The following is an 18,423-nucleotide window of genomic DNA, read 5'->3' as shown; positions in this document are numbered from 1 at the left end:
CGCGGGCTCGGGTGGGAAGCCGGGCGGAGCCGGCTCCCCTTCGGTCACTGCGCGACAGCGGACCGCCGGTGCAGGAGGGCGTCGCGGTCGAGCGCGCCGCGGGCCGTGCCCGGCGCGCCGACGCGGGGCACTGCATCGGCGACCTCCGCCAGCGCCGCCTGCCGGGCATAGAGGGCGAGGTAGTCGCGCGCCATGCGCTCGGCGGTGAAGCGCTCCTCGAAGCGGCGGCGCACCTTGCGGCGGTCCATCGCCATCACCTGCGGCACGGCCGCGATGGCCTCCTCGACCGAGCCGACGACGCGTCCCGTGATGCCGTCCTCGACCACCTCGGGCACGGAGCCGTGGCGGAAGGCCAGCACCGGCGTGCCGCAGGCCATGGCCTCGATCATCACGAGGCCGAAGGGCTCCGGCCAGTCGATGGGGAACAGGAGCGCCCGGGCTTCGCCGAGGAACCGCGTCTTCGCGCGCTCGTCGACCTCGCCGATGAATTCGACCCCGCCGCCCTCCTGCAGGAGGGGCCTGATCACCGCTTCGAAATAGCCGCGGTCGGCATCGTCCACCTTGGCGGCGATCTTCAGCGGGATGCCGAGGGCGCGGGCGATGCGGATGGCGCGGTCCGGCCGCTTCTCGGCCGAGATCCGGCCCAGGAAGGCGAGGTAGCCGCCGCGCGGGTCGTAGGACGGCCGGTGCAGGTCGGCGGGCAGGCCGTGCAGAACGGTGCCGGCGAAGTTGGCGTCGGGGATGGGGGCGCGCTGCGCGTCCGAGATCGACGCCAGCGGCATCTCCGGGAAGGCCCGGTAGAAGGGCCACAGGTCGGGGATGTCCTGCCGCCCGTGCAGCGTCGTCAGCACCTTGTCGGGCGTGGCGCGGAACAGGGGGAAGTGGAACAGGTCGACGTGGAAGTGAAGCACGTCGAAGGCGTCCGCGAGCCGGTGCACGCGCTCGGCCATCATCAGCGTGTGGGGCAGGTAGTCCCGCATGGTGTCGGACAGGCGGATGGCTTCCGCCGTGCAGGGGACGAGATCGGCGGCCGTGATGGAATCGCCGCTGGCGAAGAGCGTCACGTCGTGTCCCTGGCGCACCAGCTCCTCGGTCAGCCAGGACACGATGCGCTCGGTGCCGCCGTAGAGCCGGGGCGGCACGGATTCCATCAGGGGGGCGATCTGCGCGATTCTCATGCCAGGCTTCCGGAGCTCGAGGATCGACTGACGGTGTGATGGTCGCGGTCGGGAACCCCCGACCGCCGGGGAGCGCGAAGCCGCGCCGCAGCTCGTGCGGCGCGACGGGGCCGTGCCGGCTTGCCCGGCGCTCGGTCGGAAGCAGAACGTCGCGCCCGACACTGCGGTTCCTCGCCGCAGGGCCGGGCCGCGACCGAAGCGCGCGGCCGGGCCGGAACTCACCCCCGATGCCGACGTTGAACGGGCCCGAGGGTGTCGGCTGACGCCCCCCCGCGTCGTCCGAATCCCGCATGCGAGCCGACCGTCGGATGATCCCCGAACTCCCGCCCCACGATGCCTGCCTGTTCTTCGACGTCGACGGCACGCTGGTCGACATCGCGCCCACCCCGGACGCCGTGGCGGTGGCACCCGGGCTGCTGGACGACCTGGCCTCGGCCGAGCGGCTCTGCGGCGGCGCCCTGGCCCTGGTCAGCGGCCGCAGCGTCGCGCAGCTCGACCGCCTGTTCGCGCCGCGGCGCTTCACCGCGAGCGGCGTCCACGGGGCGGAGTTCCGCTTCGCCGACGGGCCCGTCTGGACCAAGGTCGAGCCGCTGCCCTCCACACTGCGGGATGAGATCCTCGCCGTCGCGCGGGACTTCCCCGCCTCGATCGTCGAGGACAAGGGCTTTTCCGTCGCGGTCCACTACCGCGCCGCGCCCGACACGGGGCCGCGGCTGCGCGACGCGCTGGACAGCGTCCGCGAAGCCCGGGGGGACGGCGGGCTGGTCCTCCTGCCCGGGCATTTCGTGTTCGAGCTGAAGCGGCCCGGCGTCGACAAGGGCGCCGCCATCGCGGAGCTGATGGGCCGCGCGCCCTTCGCGGGGCGGTGTCCGGTCTTCGTCGGCGACGACGTCACGGACCTGCCGGGGTTCGCCGCCGCCGAAGCGCGGGGCGGGCGGGCCTACGGGGTCGGCCGGGACCTGCCGGGGACGCGGGGCACCTTCGCCGACCCCGCCGCGGTGCGGTCCTGGCTCGGCGCCTTCGCGAGCCGCGGCGGCCGGCCCGCATGATGGGCACGCTCGACCCCTGGTCCATTGACGCCCTGCCCTTCGCCGCTAGGGTGACGGCGATCGGCGGGACGCCGTCGCGCAGGGCTTCCCCGGGGACCCGCAACTGGGAGGGGGCTCGATGAGCCGGCTGGTCATCGTTTCCAACCGCGTCACGGTGCCGGAGCCGGGCCACCCGCCGCCGCCCGGGGGCCTGGCGGTGGCGGTCCATGCCGCGCTGAAGTCGCGGCCCGGGCTGTGGTTCGGCTGGAGCGGCAAGATCGACGACGGTCCCGCCGTCGAGCCGCAGACGGTCGAACGCGACAACGTCACCTACGTGGTGACGGACCTGTCGACGGGCGACTACAACGAATATTACACGGGCTTCGCCAACCGCGTGCTGTGGCCGATCCTGCACTACCGGGTCGACCTCGCGGAGTTCAACCGCTCGGACCTCGGCGGCTACCTGCGCGTCAACGCGCTCTTCGCCGACCACCTGGCGAAGCTGCTGAAGCCCGACGACGTCATCTGGGTCCACGACTACCACCTGATGCCGCTGGCGCGGGAGCTGCGGTCGCGCGGCTTCAACAACCCGATCGGCTTCTTCCTCCACATCCCCTGTCCGCCGGCCGACCTGCTCTTCACCATCCCGAAGCAGGAGCAGACGATCGGGGCGCTCAGCCACTACGACCTCGTCGGCTTCCAGACGGAGAACGACCGCAACAACTACGGCCGCTACCTCGCCATGTCGGGCGGGCACCAGGGTCGCGACGGCACCTCCTATGCGGTCGACGGGCGGGTGGTCCGCATCGGCGCCTTCCCGGTCGGCATCGAGACCGCCGACCTCGCCGCGGTGGCGGCCGAAACGGTGGATTCCGGCTTCACGCGCGAGCTGCGCGACAGCCTGCAGGGCCGCAAGCTGGTGGTGGGCGTGGACCGGCTCGACTATTCGAAGGGCATCGTCCACCGCGTCGAGGGGTACCGGCACTTCCTCGAACACGAGGCCAATTGGCGCAACCGCGTGACCTACCTCCAGGTGACGCCGAAGAGCCGCTCCGAGATCCCCGAATACGGCGACATGTCGGACGACGTGAACAGGCTGGTGAGCGAGGTGAACGGCCAGTTCGGCGAAGCCGCCTGGACGCCGATCCGCTACATCAACCGCTCCTATCCGCGCGAAGCGCTGGCGGGGGTGTTCCGCATCGCCGCGGCGGCGCTGGTGACCCCGCTGCGCGACGGCATGAACCTCGTCGCCAAGGAATATGTGGCGTCGCAGGACCCGGCCGACCCGGGCGTGCTGCTGTTGTCGCAGTTCGCCGGCGCCGCCGCCGAGCTCGACGCGGCGCTGATCGTCAATCCGCACGAGACGGAAGGCATGGCGCAGGCCCTGCGGACCGCGTTGGAGATGCCGCTGGACGAGCGGCAGGCGCGCTTCGCTTCCATGTTCGAGCGCATCTCGCGCCAGGACATCGACCGCTGGGCCGAAACCTTCCTGGCCAAGCTGTCGGAAACCCGGCGGTCGTTCCTCATCGGGCAGCTCCGGTCGCTGTTCAACTGACGCCGGGCGACGGACGGACGGCGGCGCGCGTTCGCGCCTGCCAGCGGTCGAGGTCGGCGCGCAAGCTTCCGGCAAGGCGCCCCGCCCAACGTCGGCGGGCGAGGCGGGCGTCCGCCGCCCGAGGCTCACCCCGTGTCCATCGCCCCCCCGTCAGACATCATCCTGGACGTCGCCCAGGCGGCGGACCCACGGCGCCTGCAGGCCGCGACGACCAAGCTCAACACGATGGCGACGTCGTCCGGCGGCCAAGCGGTCGACTTCCACGCGCTGCTGGCCAGCGCCGCCGCGCCCAAACCCGCCGCCGCGGCATCGCCGGGTCCCACGACGCTGTTCCAGGGGCACGCCGGCACGGCGGCCTCCACCCTGTCGCCCTATCAGAAGTTCGAAGCCGTGCTGCTGCAAACCTTCGTGCAGGAGATCCTGCCCAAGGACGACAAGCTGTTCGGCGATGCCGCCTCGGCCGACGCTTATCGCGGCATGATGGCGGAGCAGCTCGCGAACCAGCTGGCGCGGTCGGGCCGGATCGGCATCGCCCGCATGATCGAGAAGGCGCACGGCCCCGGGTCGACCGCGTCGGCCGCCGCCCACGCGGTGACTGGCGCCGCGCCGGCCGCCGCCGCCGACACCGGCGGTCAGGACGCCTGAGCGTCGGCGGGCGCGAACGCGCGCCGCCGCTCGCACGACCCGGGCGCGCCAGCCCCGGTCCAGCCCACCCCCGCAACGTGGGCCCGGACGTGGGCCGCTCCGGCCGCAGAAACCCGACCGAGAAGGACGAAGCATGACGAAGGCGAAGGGCCAGGCGCTGGGGAGCATCTTCGGGACCGGCGCGCGGCGGCCGGCGGTCGCCCCGCAACCCGCCCCGCCGCCGTCGCCGTCCCCGGGCGCCGCGGCGTTATTGGCGGTGGTGGACCGGCTGGAATCCGTGCTCGACGCCGAAACGGAGGCGCTGAAGCGCAACCTGCCCGTCGACGTGGCCGAGTTCGGCAACCGCAAGCGCCAGGGCCTCCTGGAGCTGGGCCGCGCGCTGCGCACCGCCCCGGCCCTCGGCCCGCAGCCGGAGGTGCGCGAACGGCTGAAGCGCTTCGCCGCGGCGGCCGAGCGCAACCGCGCGGCCCTCGGCACCCAGCTCCGCGCCGTGCGCGAGATCGCCGACATCATCGGCCAGACCCTGAGGGACGCCGAATCGGACGGCACCTATTCGGCCGTGGCGGGGCGGGCGTGAAGCTGGTCTTCGCCGGGCTGTGGGTCACGGCGGTGGCGCTCGGCACCGCCTACGGCGTGGCGCTCTACCTGCCGGGCGCCTCCGACGCCGCCAAGGCCGCCGCGCCCCCGCCCCCCGTGCTGCAGTCGCAGAAGACGCGCGTCATCAACGTCCCCATGGTGATCGACGGCGCGCTGCGGGGCTTCATGGCCGCGCAGTTCGTGTTCACCGAGGACTCCAACGTGCTGAAGACGCTGCAGGTGCCGCCCGACGTCTACCTGCTCGACGAAGCCTTCCGCGCCATCTATTCCGACACGGCTCTCGACCCCCATCACGTCGAGCGGTACGATCTGCAGAAGCTCACGGCCCGCCTCGTCAAGGGCACGAACGACCGCCTCGGCGCGCCGCTCATCAAGGACGTGCTGATCGAGAACTTCTCCTACATCGACAAGGACGTCACGAAGGGTTGATCCGCCGTCCGTCCGATCGAGGACGGCGAGGGCTGATCCGCCGTCCGCCCGATCGGGGACGGCGGGAAGGAACGTCGCGCGGCGTCCGACCCGAGCCCGGTTCCCCGATCGCGAAACCATGCAGCGGAAACGGCGCGGCGAGCCGGCCGTTTCCATCCCGAAGGCACCCGGACAGGGGGCGGAGCTGATCCAGATGTCGGGTTTTCCTTTCCCGGGCGCCGCACCGCCCCGCAACAGGCTCGTCGGCTTCGGGCTGATCCTGGTGGTGCTGGGCTGGCTGGCCCTCGTCGCCGACTTCGCGCTCGCCGACGCCCAGCTCCAGCCCGGCAACCTCGTCGCCACGCTGTCGGTGAAGGGCGACATCGCCACCCTGGCCGAGATGCTGGTGCTGACGGGTCTCGGCCTGTCGATCCTGGGGGGGCTGCGCGAAGGCTTCGGCGCGCTGAACCGCTTCTTCGACGCGGTGCTGCAGCGCTCGTCCTCGCCCCGGCCGTCCCCGATGCCCGAGCCGCCCCTCGACGACCTCGACGACGAGATCGCCCCCCCGCGAAGCGCAGCCGAGCGCGTCGCGCCGGCCAACGTCATGCCGCCCGCGCCCGCGGTGGGGCGCAACTACCAGATCCTGCCGGACGGCTCGGTCGAGGTGGAAACCCTGCTCGGCACCCGCGTCTTCGCCAGCATGGACGAGGCGCGCGACTTCATCCGCTGATCGGGCGCGCTCACGCCCCCCGTCCACAGCGCGAGGGCGATCGCCCCCGCGGCGGCGGCGGCGACGGACCAGCCGACGAGGAAGCCGATCATGCAGCGGACTTCCCGCTGCATGTCTCGCCGGGCAGCGGCTTCGGCGGCGCGGCGCGCGTCCCCCTCGGCCCGCCAAGCCTCGTACCACGCGATGTAGAGGTTCGGTTCGGACCCGTCGGGACCATCCATGGCGTGTCGCTTCGTCGCGCGCGGCCGCGAGCCTCCGCGGGGTGTCGCTGGAGTGCCGCAGATGCGGGCTGGCATCAAGGCGCGAGGCTGCGGCTTGCCGCCCTCCCCCGCCATCGCGTAAGGCGGGCCGAGGCCCTGCCGCGCGGTGCGACCGGCGGCGTCCGGTGGAAGGACCCGATGACGAGCCGCGGCGACGCCGTTTCCCGACCCGCGCGGCGCCCCGCCGCCCCCTTGAGCCACCGCGTGGTGCTGGCCACCGGCTGGACGCGCCGCGGCCTCGCCCTGCTGGCGGGCGCCTGCGGGGCGCTCGCCATGGCGCCGGTGGGCTTCGTCCCCGCCATGGCGGTGTCCCTCACCGTCGCGGTGTGGCTGATCGACGGCGCCGAGCGCACCGCGACGTCCCGCTCCGGCGCGCGCCGTCACCTCGGGCCGACGCTGCGGTCGGCCTTCTCGGCCGGCTGGTGGTGGGGCTTCGGCTTCTTCACGGCCGGGCTGCACTGGCTCGGCGCCGCCTTCCTGGTCGACGCCGACAAGACGGCCTGGCTGATGCCGCTCGGCGTGGTCGGCCTGCCGGCCGTGCTGGGGATCTACGCGGGCTGCGCCTTCGCGCTCGCCCGCGCGCTGTGGTCGGCGGGCCCGGCCCGCCTGCTGGCGCTGGGATTCGCGCTGCTCGTCACGGAACTGCTGCGCGGCTCGCTGTTCACCGGCTTTCCGTGGAACGAGATCGGCATGGCGCTGGGCTCGAACCTCGTGCTCGCGCAGGGCGCGAGCGTCATCGGCCTGCACGGGCTCACCGCGCTGGCGGTGCCGGTGTTCGCCGCGCCCGCGACCCTGGCCGACCGGGACGGCGCGGGCCGGCGCAACCTCGCCCCGACCCTGCTGGCCGCGCTGACGCTCATCGGCCTCGCGGCGTTCGGCGTTTGGCGGCTCGCCGGGGGGCCGGCCGGCGACGTGCCGGGCGTCCGCCTGCGCATCATGCAGCCCGACGTGTTCGGCGACGGCGAGTTCACCTACGAGAACAAGGACGCGCTGCTGGCGAAGTACCTCGCCCTGTCGGACCGCGCGACCTCGCCGGACCGCACCGGCCTCGCCGACGTGACGCACCTGATCTGGCCCGAATCCCCCTTCCCGTTCATCCTGTCGCGCGACCCCGACGCGCTCGACGCCATCGGGCGCATCCTGCCGAAGGGCACCGTGCTGGTGACGGGGGCCGCGCGGGTCGAGGGGTCACAGGGCTCGCCCGCGAACCCGCCGCGCTACTTCAATGCCATCCAGGTCCTCGAACACGATCCCGCGTCGGGCGCGGCCGCGGTCGGCGACACCTACGACAAGGTGCACCTCGTGCCCTTCGGCGAATACACGCCCTTCCTGGGGTTGATGGAGCGGCTCGGCATCTCGCAGTTCGTGCCGATCCCCGGCGGCTTCACCCCCGGCCCCCGCCACCGACTGCTCCACGTGCCGGGCCTGCCGCCGGTGGTGCCCGCCGTCTGCTACGAAGCCATCTTCTCGGGGGGGCTCGTGCCCCGTGGCGACGAGCGCCTCGACCGGGGGGTCATCCTGAACGTGTCCGACGACGGCTGGTTCGGCCGCACGGCCGGGCCCTGGCAGCACCTCGCCCAGGCGCGGCTGCGCGCCGTGGAGCAAGGTTTGCCGCTGGTCCGCGCCGCCAATACCGGCGTGTCGGCCATCATCGACCCTTATGGCCGCATCCTCGAAGAGTTGCCGTTGGGAGAAGCCGGAGTGTTGGACGGTTTCTTGCCGAGAAGCATCGCCCCGACGGTTTTTTCTGAGATAAATCAGTTCATTCCGTCCATCGCCGCCTGTCTGTTGTTGACCGTCCTTTTCCTCGTGCGATACGGGGACGGACGGCGGCGCACGCGGAACTTGTGAGCGGAAGCGCGCCCCGCGCATCCGCGAGCGACCGCCGCCGCACGCGGGACCCTGCGACACCCCGACGGCGCATGGTGGTGGACTTGTCCGAAGAGCAACCCGTGAAGAAGCTGCCCAACCCCATCGACAAGCATGTCGGAAGCCGGGTCCGCACGCGGCGAATGCTGATCGGGATGAGCCAGGAACGGCTCGGCGGCGCTTTGGGGCTGACTTTCCAGCAGATCCAGAAATACGAGAAGGGCACGAACCGCATCGGGGCGAGCCGGCTCCAGCAGATCGCGGGCATCCTGAACGTGCCGCCGGCCTTCTTCTTCGAGCAAATGCCCGGCGAGGGGAGCGGCGCCGCCCCCGGCATGGCCGAGGAAGGCTCCGGCTTCGTGGTGGACTTCCTGTCGACCTCCGAAGGCCTCCTGCTCAACAAGGCCTTCGTGCGCATCAAGGAAGCGCGCGTCCGCAAGAAGATCATCGACCTCGTCACGGCGCTGGCGGACGATGCCGGATCGGCGCCGGCCGAAGACGCCGCGCCCAAGCCCGCCGACGCCGGGACCGCCGAAACCGACTGACGTCGCCGGCCGTCATGCTTCTGACGTTCTGTTTACCGAACGAAATGGCCGTTCTGGCTTGACGAAACGAACGGGCCACGCCAAACAGCGCCACCGAAGCTCATCGAGCGCGCGACGGCACCCGACACCAGGTTCGCCCGTCCCCCGTTCGACACCGATAGGGAAGCGCGGCGTGGCCCGTCAGAATTATCTGTTCACCAGCGAATCCGTGTCCGAAGGGCACCCCGACAAGGTCTGCGACCGCATCTCCGACGAGGTGGTCGACCTGTTCTTCGCGGAAGGCGCCAAGGCCGGGCTCGACCCCTACCAGATCCGCGTCGCCTGCGAAACGCTGGCCACCACCAACCGCGTCGTCATCGCCGGCGAAGTCCGCGGCCCCGCCATCGACCCGTCGGTCATCGAGGCCGCGGCCCGCTCGGCCATCCGCGACATCGGCTACGAGCAGGACGGCTTCCACCACGAGAACGCGAAGGTCGAGATCCTGCTGCACGCGCAGTCGGCCGACATCGCGGCGGGCGTCGACGAGGCCGGCAACAAGGAAGAAGGCGCCGGCGACCAGGGCATCATGTTCGGCTACGCTTGCCGCGAAACCCCGGAGCTGATGCCGGCGCCGATCTATTACGCGCACCGCATCCTCCACAACCTGTCGGACGCGCGCCGCTCGGGCGCCGAGAAGGGCCTCGGCCCCGACGCCAAGAGCCAGGTGACGGTGCGCTACGAGGGCGGCGTGCCGGTGGGGGTGACGCAGATCGTGCTGTCGCACCAGCACGTGGACGAGCACCTGACCTCCAACGACGTCCGGGCCCTCGCGGAACCCTACATCCTGAAGGCGCTGCCGGAAGGCTTCGTCACGAAGGACACGGTGTGGCACGTCAACCCGACGGGCAAGTTCTTCATCGGCGGGCCCGACGGCGACTGCGGCCTCACGGGCCGCAAGATCATCGTGGACACCTACGGCGGCGCGGCCCCGCACGGCGGCGGCGCCTTCTCGGGCAAGGACCCCACCAAGGTCGACCGCTCGGCCGCCTATGCGGCGCGCTACCTCGCCAAGAACGTGGTCGCTGCAGGCCTCGCGGACCGCTGCACCCTGCAGCTGTCCTACGCGATCGGCGTGGCCGAGCCGCTGTCGATCTACGCCGACCTGCACGGCACCGGGCAGATCGACGAGGCCAAGCTCGAGGACGTGCTGATGGGGGCCATGCGCCTGTCGCCGCGCGGCATCCGCGAGCACCTGAAGCTCAACAAGCCGATCTACGCCCGCACCTCGTCCTACGGCCATTTCGGCCGCGCCCCCGAGGCCGACGGCGGCTTCTCGTGGGAAGCCACGGACCTCGCCGAGACGCTGCGTGGCCACTTCGCCTGACACGGTCGAACCGGCCCTCGCCGAGGGCCGGCACCGGGCGGGCGTGCTGCACGGGCGGCGGGCCGGCCGCCCGCTGCGCAAGGACCAGCGCGCCCGCATGGCGCGCGACCTGCCGGCCCTGGCCGTCGACCTCGGCACCCTCGCCGACCCTGCGGCGCTGTTCGCGCCGGGGATCGCCGGGCTGCGCCTGGAAGTGGGGTTCGGCGGCGGCGAGCACCTGGCCTACGAGGCCGGGCGCTTCCCGGAGCTGGGCTTCATCGGCTGCGAGCCGTTCCTCAACGGGGTTGCGAAGCTCGTCGAGCGGGTCGAAGCGCTGGAGCTCGACAACGTCCGGCTCCATGCCGGCGACGCGGGCGAATTGCTCGACGCCCTGCCGGCCGCCTGCCTCGCGGGCGCCGACGTGTTCTACCCCGACCCCTGGCCGAAGCGGCGGCAGCGCAAGCGGCGGTTCCTGTCGGACGCGAACCTCGGCCGGCTGGCGCGGGCGCTGAAGCCGGGCGCTCCCCTGCGCTTCGCCACCGACATCGACGATTATGCGGGCTGGGTGCTGGCGCGCGTGCTGCGGTCCGCGGACTTCGCCTGGGACGCGCGCGAAGCCGGCGACTGGCGCGCCCCGTGGGACGGCTGGCCCTCGACGCGCTACGAGGCGAAGGCGATCCGCGAGGGACGCCCGCCGGCCTATCTCACCTTCCGGCGGCGGTAGCGGGGTTCCAGGGGCCGCAGGCCTCCAGCGCAAACCCAGCGGCGCCGATGTCGGCGATCGTTCTTCATCCCGCGCCGGGCGCCCCGCCCGGGGCTCGGGCGGACGCGAACTCCACCGCGATGTTCGTCCCGGCCAAAGCCGCCCGGGCCTCCTCGACGCGGTCCGGCGGCACCGCCACAGTGGCCACCATGCCGCGCCGCGGGTCCACGGCGGCCGTCGCCGTGGCGGCGATCCCCGCCCCCGCCAGCGCGTCCTCGACGAAGCGGCGCGTTTCCATCTCGCGCAGGGTCGGCTTGAAGATCTTGCCCACCGCGGTCTGCGGCAGCCTGTCCAGCACCCGCACGGCCTTCGGCCGCGCCGCGCGCTCGCCGACCTGCGCTTCCGCGAAGGCGAGCAGCTCCGCCTCGGCGGCGGCGGCCCCCGCGCGGAGCTGCACGTAGACGACCGGCAGTTCCCCCGCGTAGGGGTCGGGGCGCCCCACCGCGGCGGCGAGCTCGACGGCGGGGTGGCGGTACAGCGCGTCCTCGATCGTCGCGGGGTCGATGTTGTGGCCGCCGCGGATGATCAGGTCCTTGGCGCGGCCGGTCAGCCAAACGTAGCCGTCGGCATCGATCCGTCCGAGGTCGCCGGTGTCGAACCAGCGGCGCCCGTCGCCCCGGTCGACCCAGGAACCGCTGTCCTCCCCGCCGAGGTAGCCGGAGAAGACGTTGGGCCCCGAGATGCAGATCGCGCCCGCCTCGCCCGGGGCGGCGTCGCCACGGAAGGCGCCCGAAGCGTCGCGCAGCAGCGCCCGCACGGGCCCGAAGGGCAGCGCCAGCCCGACCGAGCCCGGGCGCCGCTCGCCCGCGAGCGGGTTGACGGAGGACACGCAGGTGCCCTCGGTCAGCCCGTAGCCTTCCAGCATCGGCACGCCGGTCAGCGCCTCGAAGGCGCGGATGGCGTCGGCCGGCAGGGGCGCCGCCCCGCAATAGCAGTAGCGCAGGGACGACAGGTTCCGCCCCGCCGCGGGCTTCTGCAGCAGCGCCGCATACAGGGTCGGCACGCCGCTGAAGGAGGCGACGCGGTGGTGTTCGACGATCTCCCAGAAGCGGTCCACCATCCCGGGGGCGCGATAGCCCTGGGGCGTCCCGAGCAGCACGCGGGCGCCGCGCAGGAAGGCGGCGAGGCCCGTGACCAGGGCGGCGTTGACGTGGAACAGCGGCAGCCCGCAGAAGGCCGTGTCGCCGGGCTTCGCCGCGTCGCCCGCCATGCGGCTCGCCATCCAGGCGTTGGCGACCTCGTTGGCGTGGGTGCGGACGGCGAGCTTCGGCCGGCCCGTGGTGCCGCCGGTGGGGAACAGCGACGACACGTCCCCGGCCGCCGGCGCGGCCGCGCGCAGCAGCCGGTCCGGCGGGGCCGCGGCGGCGAGGCGCCCGTAGCGGTGGAGCCTCGGCCGCCCCGCCCCGGGCGCGCCCCGGCGGGCGCGCAGGCTCATCAGCCGGGCGGGGATCCGCTTCCAGCCCGACACGTGGTCGGCGAGGTCGACCAGCACGACGTCCGTCACGGTTTCGGCCGCCCGCGCCGCCGCGAGCGCCCGGGCGGGGATGTCGTTGGTCGGGAAGGGCGCCAGCGTCACCACCACCTTGGCCTTCGCGGCGCGCAGGATGTCGGCGATGCCGTCCGCGTCGAGCAGCGGGTTGATCGCCAGCGCCCGGCCGGCCGCTTCCGCGCCCCACAGGGCGAAATGCGTTTCGGGGAGGTTCGGCAGCACGTAGGCGACGACGTCTGCCGGGCCGACGCCGAGGCGGGTGAAGACGTTGGCGGCGCGCGTCACCTCGGCGAAGAGCGCGCGATAGCTCCAGTCCCGCGTGCGCCGGTGGTCGTCGACGGCGAGGAAGAACGACAGGGCCGTGGCGTCGCCGAAGCGCTCGGCCGCGCGGCGGAACACCTCGTAGGTCGTGGCCGGCAGGTCGGCGGGCCAGCCCGCCGCCTCGATGGCGGCGATGTCGGCGGCGCCCGCCACCGGCGGCTCGGCCGGCCCCGCGCCGGTCATCGGCCCGGCCCGTAGCGGTGGAGGCCGGGGCCGTGGCGCTTCAGCCAGGCTTCGGCCTCGTCGGTCCGCGGCGCGAGGCGGCGCGTCACGCGCCAGAAATCCTCGGAATGGTCCATGTGGACGAGGTGGGCCACCTCGTGGGCGGCGAGATAGTCGAGCACGACGGGCGGCGCCAGGATCAACCGCCAGGAGAAGTTCAGCGCCCCCCGCGACGAGCAGGAGCCCCAGCGCGAGCGCGTGTCGCGCAGCGTGATGCCGGCCACGGGCCGGCCCACCGCGGCGGCGTGGCGGGCCACCGCGGCGGCGAGGTCGGCCCTCGCCTCGGCGGCCAGGAAGTGGAGCACGGCGCCCGCGGGATCGGGCGCGCGGGGCGACACCCGCAGCACGGGGGTGCCGTCGGGGCCCAGGCCCGGCTGGACGCGGCGCAGGCTCGTCGGGTCGAGCGCGATGACATGGTCGGTGCCGCGCAGGGGCACCGAGGTGCCGGGCCGGAAGGCGATGCGCTCCGGCAGGGCGGCGAGGCGCGTGCCGATCCATTCGGCGTTGCGCTCCGCGAAGGCCTGGGCCGACCGCAGCGAGGCGCGCGGCGGCATGGTCAGCACGGCGGCGCCGTCGGCGGCTCGCACCCGCAGCGTGAAGCGCCGCGCCGCCGCGACGCGCTTCACGGCGACGCGGTGGACGGCGCCGGCGTGGCACACGTCGAGGGTCTTGGGCTCGGGCGGGGCCGGCGCCCTTGCGGCGGCGGGACGGGTCCAGAACATGGGGATGCCCAGGCGAGGTCGCGGTGGGGGCGGAGCGGGAGCGCGGGGGCCGGCGCGGTTCCGCCGGGGCGAAGGTGCCGGCACCGTCCCCGGCAGCCCGGAACCGGCGCGCCCGACGCCGCGGGTCAGGCCGCCTCGGCGCGATCCACGGTCTCGACCCGGCGCGAGAACTCCACCATGCGGGGCACGATCTCGGTGCGGTAGCGCGAGCCGTTGAACACGCCGTAATGCCCGACGCCGGGCTGCAGGTAGTGCAGCTTCAGCGCGTCGGGCAGGTTGCGGCACAGCCGCTGCGCCGCGTTGGTCTGGCCGACGCCGGAGATGTCGTCCTTTTCGCCTTCCACGGTCATCAGCGCGGTGCGGCGGATGTCGCCGAGGTCGACCTTTTCCCCGGCATACACGAACTCGCCTTTCGGCAGCGACTGCAACACGAAGACCTGCTCGATCGTCTGCATGTAGTATTCAGCCGTCAGGTCCAACACCGACAGGTATTCGTCATAGAAGTCGCGGTGCTTCTCGGCCGAATCGCCGTCGCCGTTGACGAGGTGGTAGAACATGTCCTGATGGGCATTGACGTGGCGGTCCATGTTCATCGCCATGAAGCCGGACAGCTGCAGGTAGCCCGGATAAACCTTGCGGCCCATGCCCGGATAGGGGAAGGGCACCGTTTCCAGGCAGTTCTCGCGGAACCACTCGGTGCCGCGCTCCTCGGCGAGCCTGTTCACCGCCGTGGGGCTGCAGCGGGTGTCGATGGGGCCGCCCATCAGGGTCATCGAGGTCGGGTGGAGCGGGTCGCCCGTCTTCTCCATGTGGGCGGCCGCGATGATCAGCGGCACGGCCGGCTGGCACACGCCGAGCGTGTGCACCGGCACGCCGTCCCGGCCCAGCACGCGGAGGATGTCGATCAGGTAGGCGATGTAGTCGTCGAGGTCGAACCGGCCCATCGCCAGGGGCACCATGCGGGCGTCGGCCCAGTCCGTGACGTAGACGTCGAAGTGGGGCAGCAGCGCTTCGACGGTGCCGCGCAGCAGGGTGGCGTAGTGGCCCGACAGCGGCGCCACCACCAGCATCCGCGAGCGCGGGGCCGTGCCGCCGTCGTCATGCTTCTTGAAGTGGAGCAGCTTGCAGAAGGGCCGCTCCCAGACGACCGTCTCGGTGACGGCGAGCTCGCGCCCGTCGACCGTCGTGTGGTCCAGGCCGAAGACCGGCTTGCCGTAGCGGCGCGTCATGCGCTCGAACACTTCCGCCGCGGCGGCGATGTTGCGGCCGACGGGCGTGTAGGTCCAGGGGTTCAGCGGGTTCTTGAAGAGGAGGCGCGTGGCGTCCGAGACGGCACGGGCCGGCGCCAGCGCGAGATGGGTCATCTCGTACATGGGGTAAGTGATCTTCATCTGACCCACGACACACCCGACGCTGGAGTTCCGGAGCCGGGCATCCGCGCGCGGAGCCGCCCCTGCTGGCCCGAGGATAGCCCCTGCCGGGAGGACCGACAATCCGGCGTGTCACGATTAGCGCGCGATCGCGGCGCCATGCGGGGTCACTCGCCCATCTGCAGCAGCGTGCCGGCTTCGCGCGAGCGCCGCACGAACCACAGGAACGCGAGCGTGCCGAGCGCCATGAGGCCGAGGTTGATCGCGAAGGCCTCGGCCATCAGGTCGGCGCGGACCACGCCGTCGTTCAGGGCGGCCCGCAGCCCCTCGAAGACGTAGGTGGGGGGCAGGCACCAGGACACGGCCTGCAGCCAGCCCGGCAGCACCGCCACGGGATAATACACGCAGCTGAGCGGCAGCAGCAGGAACATGAAACTCCACGCCAGCTCCTCGGCGCCGAGCCCGTTGCGCAGCAGGAACCCCGACACGACGAGGCCGACGCTCCAGCTCGTCAGGATGAGGTTGGCGAAGAACAGGCCGAGCGCGACCCCGAGCCCCCACAGGTTGAAGCCGAAGAACAGCACGGCGAGCCCGGTGACGGGCACGACGCCGAGCGCCAGGCGCACGAGGCTCATCACCATCATGGCGGCCACGAACTCCAGCGGTCGCAGCGGGCTCATGAACAGGTTGCCGATGTTGCGCGAATGCATCTCCTCCAGGAAGGAGAGCGTGAAGCCCAGCTGGCCGCGGAACAACACGTCCCACAGCATCACGGCGCCGATCAGCGTCCCGGCGCCGACGGCGAGCCGCCCCCCCGAGCCGCCCGCCGCGGCGGCCTGGCCGACGAAGCGCTGGATGAACCCCCAGGTGACGAGCTGGACGGTGGGCCAGTACATGAGGTCGAGCAGCCGCGGCCAGGAGCCGCGCAGCAGGTAGGAATAGCGCGTCACCATGGCGGCGACGCGGGACGGCGAGAAGGCGGTCACGCGGCGGTTTCCTCCATGCTGTCGTTTCCCGTCCCCCGCGCGACGTCGAGGAAGACCTGTTCCAGCGTGTCGCGCCCGAAGCGTGCCTTCAGCGACGCCACCGTCCCGTCGGCGACGATGCGCCCCGTCCGCATGACCACGACGCGGTCGCACAGGCGCTCGACCTCCGCCATGTTGTGGGACGCGAGCAGGATGGTGGTGCCCCGCGCGCGCCGGTCGTCCTCGATCAGGCCGCGCACCCAATCGGCGGTGTCGGGGTCGAGCGACGCGGTGGGCTCGTCGAGCAGCAGCACGTCGGGGCTGTTCAGCAGCGCCTTGGCCAGCGCCACCCGTGTCTTCTGCCCGGCCGACAGGGCGCCGGCGGGCCGGTCCATGAAGGCGTCGAGCGACAGCTGCGCCGCCAGCGCCGCCACGCGGGCGCGGCGGTCCTTCAGCCCGTAGAGCCGGGCGAAGACGTCGAGGTTCTGCCGCACCGTGAGGCGGTGCGGCATGTCCACGTAGGGGCTTTCGAAGTTCATGCGGCCGAGCACGCGGTGGCGGTCTGTCGCCATGTCGGCGCCGAGCACGCGCGCTTCGCCCGACGTCGGCAGGATCAGCCCCATGATCATGCCGATCGTCGTGGTCTTGCCGGCGCCGTTGCCCCCGAGCAGCCCGCACACGGACCCGCGCGCGATCTCCAGCGTCAGGCCGTCGACGGCCGTGTGCCCGCCGTAGCGCTTGGTGAGGCTTCGGAGCGCGATGGCGGCCCCGGCTGTCGGTGGATGCTGCATGCGGAGGGTATAAGCGGTCCGCGCCGCCGAAACGAACCCGCCGTCGCACGGGCAAAACCGCGCGGTCGCCCCCGGCGGTCGCCGGGACCGCTATAAGCGCCGTCGAGCGCGACCCAGCGAGGACATCCCCCCGGCCCATGCCCAACATGATCGACATCGACCTCGGACGGCCGGCGCGACGCCTGCGCGTCGACACGCTGTCCCGCCTGCGCTGGCTCGCGCTGACGGGCCAGGCCAGCGCGGTGCTGTTCACCCAGCTCGTGCTGGGCTTCCCGTTGCCGCTGGCGGCCTGCCTCGCCGTGATCGGCCTGTCGGTGATCTGCAACGCCTGGCTCCGCTTCCATTACCCCGTCACGCACCGCTTGAACGACCACACCGCCACCGCGCTGCTCGGCTACGACCTCCTGCAGCTGTCCGCGCTGCTGTACCTGACGGGGGGCCTCCAGAACCCCTTCTCGATGCTGTTCCTGGCGCCGGTGATGATCTCGGCGGCGTCGCTGCCGCCGCCCCGCACGCTGCTGCTCGGCGGGCTCGCCGTGGTGGCGGCGACCGTGCTGGTGCGCTGGCACGAGCCGCTGCCCTGGCATCCGGGCGAGGAGATCCGCCTGCCCTTCCTGTTCTCCGCCGGGATCTGGTGCGCGGTGGTGCTGGGGGTGGGCTTCATCGGCGTCTACGCGTCCCGCGTCGCCGAGGAAGCCCGCCAGCTTTCCGACGCGCTGGCGGCCACCGAGCTCGTGCTCGCCCGCGAGCAGCACCTGACGCAGCTCGACGGGCTCGCCGCCGCCGCCGCCCACGAACTCGGCACCCCGCTCGCCACCATCACGCTGGTGGTGCGCGAGATGCTGGGGCTGGTGGCCAAGGCCGGCGCCATGATCGACGTGGCGCAGATCGCCGACGACATCCGCCTGCTCGACCAGGAAGCGCAGCGCTGCCGCGCCATCCTGGGCAAGCTGACCTCGCTCGGGACGGAAGACGCCGGGCCGCTCGAGGAGATGACGCTGAGCCACCTCGTCGAGGACGTGGCGGGGCCGCAGCGCAACTTCGACGTGGCCGTGACTGTGACGCCCATCGGCTTCGACGAGGAACCGGTCTGCGCCCGCAACCCGGCGATCCTGTACGGCCTCGGCAACCTCGTCGAGAACGCGGTCGACTTCGCCCGCCACGGGGTGCAGATCGACGCCCATTGGACGCCCGACATCGTCAGCGTGACGGTGCGCGACGACGGGCCGGGCTTCGCCGCCGAGATCCTGTCGCGGCTGGGCGAGCCCTACGTCACCACGCGCCGCGCCGGCGGCCGGGCGAAGTCGGAAACCAACTCCGGCCTCGGCCTCGGCCTGTTCATCGCCAAGACGTTGCTGGAGCGCTCCGGGGCCGTCGTCCGGACGTCCAACGCGTCGGCGCCCCAGACCGGCGCCGTCGTGTCCGTGACCTGGCCGCGCGACGCCTTCGAACGCGGCGCGGCGCGGCCGAGGTCCACCCCGTCGAAGCGGCCGAAGGAGCCCCGTGCCCCTGGTTTGTTCTGACGCGGGCCCCATCTAGGGTGGAGCGGCGTCCAACGCCGACAGCACGGCCCGCCCGAGGCGAGCGGCTCACCTGTCCCCCGGGGACGGGGCGCCCCCCGTC

17 protein-coding genes are annotated in these 18,423 nt (G+C 72.7%); 11 read left to right on the top strand and 6 right to left on the bottom strand.

The genetic code is table 11. The features are described 5' to 3' along the window. Positions 1 to 44 precede the first annotated feature (44 nt). Entirely contained in the window at positions 45 to 1,178 is a 1,134-nt protein-coding gene (locus D3273_RS08205; RefSeq protein WP_129225337.1) for a glycosyltransferase family 4 protein, read from the bottom strand. A 308-nt stretch (positions 1,179 to 1,486) separates the two neighbouring features. Between D3273_RS08205 and otsB the strand changes: the two genes are divergently transcribed. The 10 genes from otsB to trmB all read left to right on the top strand — a co-directional run bounded on the left by otsB (position 1,487) and on the right by trmB (position 10,881). Continuing rightward, positions 1,487 to 2,227, top strand: coding sequence for a trehalose-phosphatase (gene otsB / locus D3273_RS08200; RefSeq protein ID WP_207210737.1), 741 nt, complete (start codon positions 1,487 to 1,489; stop codon positions 2,225 to 2,227). A gap of 118 nt (positions 2,228 to 2,345) precedes the next feature. Continuing rightward, on the top strand, positions 2,346 to 3,761 hold the full coding sequence (locus D3273_RS08195; protein WP_129225333.1) for an alpha,alpha-trehalose-phosphate synthase (UDP-forming): 1,416 nt from the start codon (positions 2,346 to 2,348) through the stop codon (positions 3,759 to 3,761). A 132-nt stretch (positions 3,762 to 3,893) separates the two neighbouring features. Continuing rightward, positions 3,894 to 4,406, top strand: coding sequence for a rod-binding protein (locus D3273_RS08190; RefSeq protein WP_129225331.1), 513 nt, complete (start codon positions 3,894 to 3,896; stop codon positions 4,404 to 4,406). 133 nt (positions 4,407 to 4,539) lie between these two features. Continuing rightward, positions 4,540 to 4,983, top strand: coding sequence for a flagellar protein FlgN (locus tag D3273_RS08185; RefSeq protein WP_129225329.1), 444 nt, complete (start codon positions 4,540 to 4,542; stop codon positions 4,981 to 4,983). Further along, positions 4,980 to 5,432 carry a hypothetical protein gene (locus D3273_RS08180; RefSeq protein ID WP_129225328.1) on the top strand — a complete coding sequence of 151 codons (453 nt, stop codon included), beginning with the start codon at positions 4,980 to 4,982 and terminating at the stop codon, positions 5,430 to 5,432. Before D3273_RS08185 ends, D3273_RS08180 begins: the two co-directional genes overlap by 4 nt. Before the next feature lie 193 nt (positions 5,433 to 5,625). Further along, complete coding sequence (locus D3273_RS08175) at positions 5,626 to 6,141, top strand: hypothetical protein (RefSeq protein ID WP_129225327.1); 516 nt, start codon at positions 5,626 to 5,628, stop codon at positions 6,139 to 6,141. A gap of 398 nt (positions 6,142 to 6,539) precedes the next feature. Beyond that, the gene (gene lnt / locus D3273_RS08170; protein WP_129225326.1) at positions 6,540 to 8,252 is read left to right on the top strand and encodes an apolipoprotein N-acyltransferase; all 1,713 of its coding nucleotides are present in this window, start codon (positions 6,540 to 6,542) and stop codon (positions 8,250 to 8,252) included. A 71-nt stretch (positions 8,253 to 8,323) separates the two neighbouring features. Beyond that, positions 8,324 to 8,815: a helix-turn-helix domain-containing protein gene (locus D3273_RS08165; protein WP_129225325.1), complete on the top strand. Its 492-nt coding sequence runs from the start codon at positions 8,324 to 8,326 to the stop codon at positions 8,813 to 8,815. Positions 8,816 to 8,987: 172 nt separating this feature from the next. Next, positions 8,988 to 10,178, top strand: coding sequence for a methionine adenosyltransferase (gene metK / locus D3273_RS08160; protein WP_129225324.1), 1,191 nt, complete (start codon positions 8,988 to 8,990; stop codon positions 10,176 to 10,178). Continuing rightward, a complete protein-coding gene (gene trmB, locus D3273_RS08155; protein WP_245501067.1) occupies positions 10,162 to 10,881 on the top strand; it encodes a tRNA (guanine(46)-N(7))-methyltransferase TrmB in 720 nt (239 codons plus the stop codon). The genes metK and trmB overlap by 17 nt, the downstream gene beginning before the upstream one ends. Positions 10,882 to 10,945: 64 nt before the next feature. On the opposite strand, the gene D3273_RS08150 is transcribed toward trmB, so the two are convergent. The 5 genes from D3273_RS08150 to D3273_RS08130 all read right to left on the bottom strand — a co-directional run bounded on the left by D3273_RS08150 (position 10,946) and on the right by D3273_RS08130 (position 16,800). Continuing rightward, the gene (locus tag D3273_RS08150; RefSeq protein ID WP_129225323.1) at positions 10,946 to 12,913 is read right to left on the bottom strand and encodes an acyl-CoA synthetase; all 1,968 of its coding nucleotides are present in this window, start codon (positions 12,911 to 12,913) and stop codon (positions 10,946 to 10,948) included. Next, entirely contained in the window at positions 12,910 to 13,674 is a 765-nt protein-coding gene (locus D3273_RS08145; protein WP_129225322.1) for a M48 family metallopeptidase, read from the bottom strand. The genes D3273_RS08150 and D3273_RS08145 overlap by 4 nt, the downstream gene beginning before the upstream one ends. Positions 13,675 to 13,799: 125 nt before the next feature. Beyond that, positions 13,800 to 15,065: a polyhydroxyalkanoate depolymerase gene (locus D3273_RS08140; protein WP_207210736.1), complete on the bottom strand. Its 1,266-nt coding sequence runs from the start codon at positions 15,063 to 15,065 to the stop codon at positions 13,800 to 13,802. Positions 15,066 to 15,211: 146 nt separating this feature from the next. Continuing rightward, on the bottom strand, positions 15,212 to 15,997 hold the full coding sequence (locus D3273_RS08135) for an ABC transporter permease (RefSeq protein ID WP_129225621.1): 786 nt from the start codon (positions 15,995 to 15,997) through the stop codon (positions 15,212 to 15,214). A 29-nt stretch (positions 15,998 to 16,026) separates the two neighbouring features. Beyond that, on the bottom strand, positions 16,027 to 16,800 hold the full coding sequence (locus D3273_RS08130; RefSeq protein WP_129225321.1) for an ABC transporter ATP-binding protein: 774 nt from the start codon (positions 16,798 to 16,800) through the stop codon (positions 16,027 to 16,029). 137 nt (positions 16,801 to 16,937) lie between these two features. Between D3273_RS08130 and D3273_RS08125 the strand changes: the two genes are divergently transcribed. Beyond that, positions 16,938 to 18,323: an ActS/PrrB/RegB family redox-sensitive histidine kinase gene (locus D3273_RS08125; RefSeq protein ID WP_129225320.1), complete on the top strand. Its 1,386-nt coding sequence runs from the start codon at positions 16,938 to 16,940 to the stop codon at positions 18,321 to 18,323. Positions 18,324 to 18,423: the final 100 nt, after the last annotated feature.

Source organism: Lichenibacterium minor (assembly GCF_004137685.1).
Lineage (GTDB): Bacteria > Pseudomonadota > Alphaproteobacteria > Rhizobiales > Beijerinckiaceae > Lichenihabitans > Lichenihabitans minor.
Note: the sequence above shows the minus strand (reverse complement) of the source record. Positions and strands in the feature narration are given on the sequence as shown.

What these genes read in the sequence shown, in the direction of transcription:
- D3273_RS08125 (WP_129225320.1), top strand. Translation starts at nt 16,938, where the DNA reads ATGCCCAACATGATCGACATCGACCTCGGACGGCCGGCGCGACGCCTG.
- D3273_RS08145 (WP_129225322.1), bottom strand. Translation starts at nt 13,674, where the DNA reads ATGTTCTGGACCCGTCCCGCCGCCGCAAGGGCGCCGGCCCCGCCCGAG.
- D3273_RS08165 (WP_129225325.1), top strand. Translation starts at nt 8,324, where the DNA reads ATGGTGGTGGACTTGTCCGAAGAGCAACCCGTGAAGAAGCTGCCCAAC.
- otsB (WP_207210737.1), top strand. Translation starts at nt 1,487, where the DNA reads ATGATCCCCGAACTCCCGCCCCACGATGCCTGCCTGTTCTTCGACGTC.
- D3273_RS08195 (WP_129225333.1), top strand. Translation starts at nt 2,346, where the DNA reads ATGAGCCGGCTGGTCATCGTTTCCAACCGCGTCACGGTGCCGGAGCCG.
- D3273_RS08205 (WP_129225337.1), bottom strand. Translation starts at nt 1,178, where the DNA reads ATGAGAATCGCGCAGATCGCCCCCCTGATGGAATCCGTGCCGCCCCGG.
- D3273_RS08175 (WP_129225327.1), top strand. Translation starts at nt 5,626, where the DNA reads ATGTCGGGTTTTCCTTTCCCGGGCGCCGCACCGCCCCGCAACAGGCTC.
- D3273_RS08130 (WP_129225321.1), bottom strand. Translation starts at nt 16,800, where the DNA reads ATGCAGCATCCACCGACAGCCGGGGCCGCCATCGCGCTCCGAAGCCTC.
- D3273_RS08150 (WP_129225323.1), bottom strand. Translation starts at nt 12,913, where the DNA reads ATGACCGGCGCGGGGCCGGCCGAGCCGCCGGTGGCGGGCGCCGCCGAC.
- D3273_RS08185 (WP_129225329.1), top strand. Translation starts at nt 4,540, where the DNA reads ATGACGAAGGCGAAGGGCCAGGCGCTGGGGAGCATCTTCGGGACCGGC.
- D3273_RS08135 (WP_129225621.1), bottom strand. Translation starts at nt 15,997, where the DNA reads ATGGTGACGCGCTATTCCTACCTGCTGCGCGGCTCCTGGCCGCGGCTG.
- D3273_RS08140 (WP_207210736.1), bottom strand. Translation starts at nt 15,065, where the DNA reads ATGAAGATCACTTACCCCATGTACGAGATGACCCATCTCGCGCTGGCG.
- lnt (WP_129225326.1), top strand. Translation starts at nt 6,540, where the DNA reads ATGACGAGCCGCGGCGACGCCGTTTCCCGACCCGCGCGGCGCCCCGCC.